7 protein-coding genes are annotated in these 5,661 nt (G+C 44.9%); 6 read left to right on the top strand and 1 reads right to left on the bottom strand.

The annotated features are described in order from the left end of the window. The 6 genes from JL57_RS31955 to JL57_RS31935 form a co-directional block, all read left to right on the top strand. Window positions 1-810: alkaline phosphatase family protein (locus tag JL57_RS31955; RefSeq protein ID WP_034145910.1), on the top strand; the 810-nt coding region annotated here is incomplete at its 5' end. Between the two features lie 83 nt (window positions 811-893). Next, window positions 894-1,220 carry a co-chaperone YbbN gene (locus JL57_RS31950; RefSeq protein WP_034145908.1) on the top strand — a complete coding sequence of 109 codons (327 nt, stop codon included), beginning with the start codon at window positions 894-896 and terminating at the stop codon, window positions 1,218-1,220. A 39-nt stretch (window positions 1,221-1,259) separates the two neighbouring features. After that, window positions 1,260-2,477, top strand: coding sequence for an FAD-dependent oxidoreductase (locus JL57_RS31945; RefSeq protein WP_034145907.1), 1,218 nt, complete (start codon window positions 1,260-1,262; stop codon window positions 2,475-2,477). Window positions 2,478-3,192: 715 nt separating this feature from the next. Then, the gene (locus JL57_RS31940; RefSeq protein WP_291300835.1) at window positions 3,193-3,492 is read left to right on the top strand and encodes a transposase; all 300 of its coding nucleotides are present in this window, start codon (window positions 3,193-3,195) and stop codon (window positions 3,490-3,492) included. A 49-nt stretch (window positions 3,493-3,541) separates the two neighbouring features. Next, complete coding sequence (locus tag JL57_RS36090) at window positions 3,542-3,802, top strand: transposase (RefSeq protein ID WP_291300836.1); 261 nt, start codon at window positions 3,542-3,544, stop codon at window positions 3,800-3,802. Beyond that, window positions 3,697-5,358 carry a LamG-like jellyroll fold domain-containing protein gene (locus JL57_RS31935; protein WP_291300834.1) on the top strand — a complete coding sequence of 554 codons (1,662 nt, stop codon included), beginning with the start codon at window positions 3,697-3,699 and terminating at the stop codon, window positions 5,356-5,358. Before JL57_RS36090 ends, JL57_RS31935 begins: the two co-directional genes overlap by 106 nt. 108 nt (window positions 5,359-5,466) lie before the next feature. Here JL57_RS31935 and JL57_RS31930 read toward each other — a convergent pair. Beyond that, window positions 5,467-5,661, bottom strand: a 195-nt coding sequence (locus tag JL57_RS31930; RefSeq protein ID WP_034145905.1) for a hypothetical protein, incomplete at its 5' end; no start/stop codon positions are given.

Genomic DNA, 5,661 nt, shown 5'->3' with positions numbered 1-5,661 from the left:
ACTCATTTGCATAATGTTGACTGTGCAGGTCATATGTTTTGGCATTTAGCTAAAAATCTGGAGCGCTGGAGCCATTGTGACGCTGAAGTAAATCAGAACTTTATCCGGAAGTTTTACATTCAGACAGACAAATATATCGGTGAATTCTTACACCTGTTAGATGAAGGATGGACAGTGTTGCTTTTAGCTGACCATGGTTTACTGGTAGGGGAAGAATTTCCACCACAAATTGGTGAATATGGCGGTATGAATGTACAAGTAATGCAGGAACTAGGTTATACCGTTATGAAAAAAGATGAAAACGGTAAAAATCTCAAAGAAGTAGATTGGGAAAAGACAACAGCTGTTCAGTCTCGAAGTAACTATATTTATATCAACTTAAAGGGTCGTGATGCCCATGGCATTGTTGACCCAGCGGGCAAATATGAACTGGAAAGAAAACTTATTTCTGACCTGTACAATTATAGAGATGCGAAAACAGGACATCGTGTTATCGGGATTGCAATGCGGAATAAAGACGCTGTTGTATTAGGAACAAACGGTCCGCAGTGTGGTGATATCACCTTCACTGTTGATGAGGGATTCAGCCGTCTTCATGGTGATGGGTTATCCACTACTGATGGTGCTTTCGATACTTCTGTTACCCCGATTTTTATAGCAGCAGGTACAGGAATTAAAGAAAACTTTACAACAACTAGGACAATTAGACAAGTTGATATTGCACCGACTATTGCAACATTAGTTGGTGTCAGAATGCCTGCCCAGTGCGAAGGTGGACCAATTTATCAGATTTTAACCGAAGAGTTCTAATATAAAAAAGGCAGGCTAATTCACTTAAACTTAACTTCGTGGACTAGCCTGCTTTTATTCTTTTTTTTTAAAGGAGTGGAAATATGTCTTTAGAACAATTAAATGCAAATAGTTTCGAAAAAATTATCTATGATAATGAGGAATCCTGTCTTGTTATTTTCTCAAGAAAAGCCTGTCACGTTTGTAAAGATGTCGTTCCTGTTTTGGAGGAGCTTCAACCGCAATACCGAGACAGATTTGGATTCTATTACGTGGATGTAGAAAAAGATAAAAACTTGTTCCAAAGATTCTCCTTAAAAGGAGTTCCTCAGATTCTTTTCTTTAAGGAGGGCGAATATCAAGCAAAACTAGCAGGTGCTGTTGACGAAGACAAAGTCATAGATAAGATTGCGGAAGTTCTAGAATCGTAATCACTAAAACATTCTACAGAGAGGGGGTAATTTAGGAAAATGGGAGATGTGACGTACGATTTAATCATTATCGGTGGGGGCCCCGCAGGTCTCACGGCAGCTATTTATGGGGGAAGAGCGAAGCTGAGAACTTTGGTTATCAACAAAGGGACGGTTGGCGGTTTGGTCAATACTACACGAGAAATTGTCAATTATCCGGGCTATGGTCAAATCAGTGGACCCGATCTTATGAAAGACTTTAAAAAGCATGCCGATTTATTTGGTGTTGAATTTTCACGAGATGAAGTTGTGAGTGTTAATTTTTATCATGAAGACAAAATCATCTGCACCAAAAAAAAGAAAGAATACTTGGCCAAGGCGGTTATCATTGCTTGTGGCAGTGAGCCAAGACTATTAAATATTCCTGGCGAAAAGAGGCTTCAGGGCAGTGGGGTTGCGTATTGTGCAACCTGTGATGCCGAGTTTTTTGAAGGCGAAGACGTTGTTGTCGTTGGCAGCGGGGATCAAGCCATTGAAGAAGGCATGTACATTACCAAGTTCGCTCGCAAAGTCACCGTAATTGTACTCCATGATGAAGGCGTTCTCGATTGCAATAAAGTGAGTGCGGAAAGAGCCTTCCAAAATGAAAAGATGGAGTTTGTATGGAACTCCACGCTTAAAGAAGTCCTGGGTGAGGCTAATGTCGAGGGGGTTAAAATCAAGAACTTAAAAACGGGCCGTTCAAGCGAACTTCTTTGCCAGGGTGTTTTTTTCTTTGTTGGGATGATTCCTTCGACCCATTTTCTTAAGGAAAGTGGCATTGGGATGGACAGTAGAGGCTATATTCCCGTTAATGATTTGATGGAAACGGATCTCGAAGGGGTATATGCGGTCGGAGACAATCGGGTTAAATATTTAAGGCAAGTGGTTTCAGCTGCAGGTGATGGGGCAACGGCCGCAGTCGCTGCCGAGCGCTATATTGAGGAACTGAATGGGTTTAGTACGAGTGTACTGAAAAGTGACAAAAAAGTTCTCTTGCTTTTCTTCAATGCCTTAAATAATGAAAGCTTGGAGTTTAGCACTTTATTAGAAGAGGCAAATCAAGAACTATCGGAACTCTACAAAGTGGTGAAAATCGATACGGCTACTAAGAAAAATCTTGCCCAAAAGTATGATGTCAAAATCGTGCCCTCAGTTGTTGTATTGGACAGAGGGCAAGAGATCAAGCGATTGGACTATTCGATGGATAAAGAAAAACTAAAAGCTCAATTAAGATAAGACAAATCATTATTAGTAAATAGTAAAACATTAGAAGAGCATATTACTAAAAGTTCATTTTATGAGTAATAGCTTTATGATAAAGAGTTTTCGATAGTCTAAAATAGCATTTATCAAATTCAAAAGACGGGGCTGTTGCAAAACGAACTGAAGGTTCGTAAGCATCAGCCCCTGTTTTAATAACAGAAAGTTAAGGAAAACGGATGATAGTTTAACTGTTTTTTTGCCAAATGGAGTAGTTCTTTGGATAAGGAGTTACTTGGGATCTGCTCTAGGGAGGAGCGCTTTTCAGCTGTGTTAACCCGTGCGAAGACAGTGTCTTCGTTCTGCACGCGTCTGCGAGTTCCGCCGCTGGCTCGCTGGACGGTTCGCGAGCGCGTCCGAACCTCTGGGCATTTCTGCATGTGAACCTACGGCGCGCTACGGGGACGCGAACCGTCGGCGCTCACCTTAGCGCGGCTCCACAAACGCATCCGCTTAGCAGAAAAGCGCTCCTCTAGGCCAGTTTGATGGGAATGTGGGCAGCGCTTTGGGGGTTTTTGGGCTAGGCTTCGGGGAATTTTGGCTTCAGTTCAGGTCCACTAGGCCATCCGTGGCTATCGGCTAACAAGAAGGCTAATACGTGCGAAGATAGTGTCTTCGGGCGTCCGCTAAGTTTTTATAAAAAAGAAAACTGCGGGTCCCAAGAGACTCGCAGTTAGCGTATAATTTAGTTATGCAAACAACAAAACTACACACTAAGAATTATACCGAATTAGGTGGAAGCTATCAATTAGTTTTACCATTTAATTTCGAAGTGTTAATACCCAAGGATGACTCCGTTCGACTGCTCAGCCACATATTGGAGGGATTAAATTATACGAAATTATACCAGGCATACTCTTCTACCGGAAGAAAACCTGCAGTCGAACCCAGAATTCTTTTTAAGGTATTAACGTACGCTTACATGAACAATATCTACTCCAGCAGAGACATTGAAAAGGCAGGCCTACTACATAAAACCCCAGACCTATGAACAATGGAAAAAGACGAACTTTAAAAAAGATATTAGCAAACGGGAGAATATGTTCTATGATCCCGAAAAAGATGAATATACCTGCCATAATGGAAAACAGCTTAAGGTTACAAGGATAACCCATAAGACATCAAGTACAGGCTATCGTTCAGAAATAACAGTCTACGAATGTGATAATTGCCAAGATTGCCCTGTAAAAACGAAATGTACCAAGGCAAAGGGCAATCGTCAAATGCATGTGCTGTCCAACTGGAACAAAAAAGCTACAGCAGCTCCTTCACCGACGCCACCCGGAGTGATGAAACCCTGACCATCCCTGTCAGCGCCTTCACTCCCACACAAGGCACCATCGATGCTTGGGTTAAAACAAAAGGCAACCCGCAAACGGCCATCCAAGTGATCCTGGATGCTGCGGGAACAGGGAATAATGGGCTAATTCTAGGGATAGCTACAAACGGCAAATTCTACCTGCAAGCCGGTACTGGTAGTGGCGTAATCCAAGCTTACTCCACCACCGTCGTTCTAAAAGATACCTGGTATCATGTCGCCGGAAAGTGGGACAGCACAGGAGTCAGCCTCTATGTCAATGGGGTTAAACAGGGGTTTACCCCAGGAACGATCGCTATCCAACTCAACGTAACGCCGACGATCGGCAGACAATCCACCGTAGCCCAGAGTTGGTTCGACAGCTGGATCGGGGATCTCCGAGTTTCCTCCACCTCACGAACCGATCAGGAAATCCAGGCGTCCTATACCGGAGGGCAGCCCATCGCTCAGGACAATGACACCACCTATAAACTGACGATGGACGGTCATTTCCAGCCCAGCAGCAGCAACTACGGGCAAAACACTCTCAAAGTCAACGTCCCAACTACAGCTCCCTTAGGAGACTACGGAATGCTCAGCAAGAGCATGACCGTTATTCCGAACAGCACCTATACCCTAAGCGGACTCCTGCGCGGCCGAACGATTCAAGCTGGCAGCGGTGCCTTCTTACAAGTGCAGTTCTATAACGCTCAAGATGAGCTAATCGATCAAACCAACGGTCAAACTCTCAGCGGAACCTTTGATTGGCAAAAGAGTTTCATGACCTTCGAGACCCCCAAAGAGGCTGCTAAGGTCAAGGTGGCACTCCTCCTCTCAGGTCACGGAAGCGCTTGGTTTGACGCCCTTCTCTTAGAGCGTGGCTCGACCGCCTCCAGGTATAACATCCTGGAAAACCCCAGTATGGAGATGGGAACCAACTCCGTCGATGCCTGGACCACGGCCACGTTTGGTGGCAGTTTCTACCCAGCCTGGAGCAGTGCTACGGCCAAAGAAGGCTCGAAGTCTCTAAGCCTGTATTCCTCCAGCGGATTTGACGGAGACTGGCGTCAAATCATCACCGTCAAACCCAACACGACCTATACCTTTACCGGCTGGGTCAAAACCCAAGACTTACAACAACTCGATGCCCAGGTCTTTGGTACCTATTACCTGGTGGAATACGATGCTAATAACAACCTGATGCCGATGCACAGAACCCTAGGCAACAACTTAGGAACCAATGACTGGAAAAGAGTCCTCTACACCTTTACCACCTCGCCCTCCACGGTGACGCTCCGTATCGGCGCCTCACTGGGCAATTGGGGTCAAGCCAAAGGGATGGCCTGGTTTGATGGGGTACGCCTCTTTGAAGGAAGGATTACGGATACCTACCTCTATGATGAGGCCCGGAATTTCCCAACCCACCATCTGGATGCTCAAGGCAACCCCTCAGCCGTCACCTACGACTTATTGGGCAATAAAATCACAGAAACCAATGCCTTGGGGGATACCACCAAGCAAAGTAGACGTGAGTCGCCTTACTTCGTTAGAAGCAGGTAGCACTCACGCCCCTTTCCAAACCGGACAGGGATCTTTCGACACATCCGGCTTTCACCCAGGCCAAAACATTCCGGTAAGATAGGCAAATAATCAATTCATGTTAAAAGTTTAAACTTTCAGTGGGTACTTTGCCAGATTACTCAGAAGACGGTTAAGATTCCTATCAGCTTCCAGTTTAGCGCGTTCTGTAGTAAGATACGGATTAAGCTGGGGGTGGCCTTTAATGTACTGGATGGGATAAAACCGCAGAGCTTGGAGCATCCAAGCCTTTTGCTTTTCTTCCGACCAAGTACCAAAGTTAAT

Source organism: Desulfosporosinus sp. BICA1-9 (assembly GCF_000802135.1).
The sequence above is the reverse complement of the archived record's forward strand: the minus strand, read 5'-3'. Positions and strand labels throughout refer to the sequence as shown.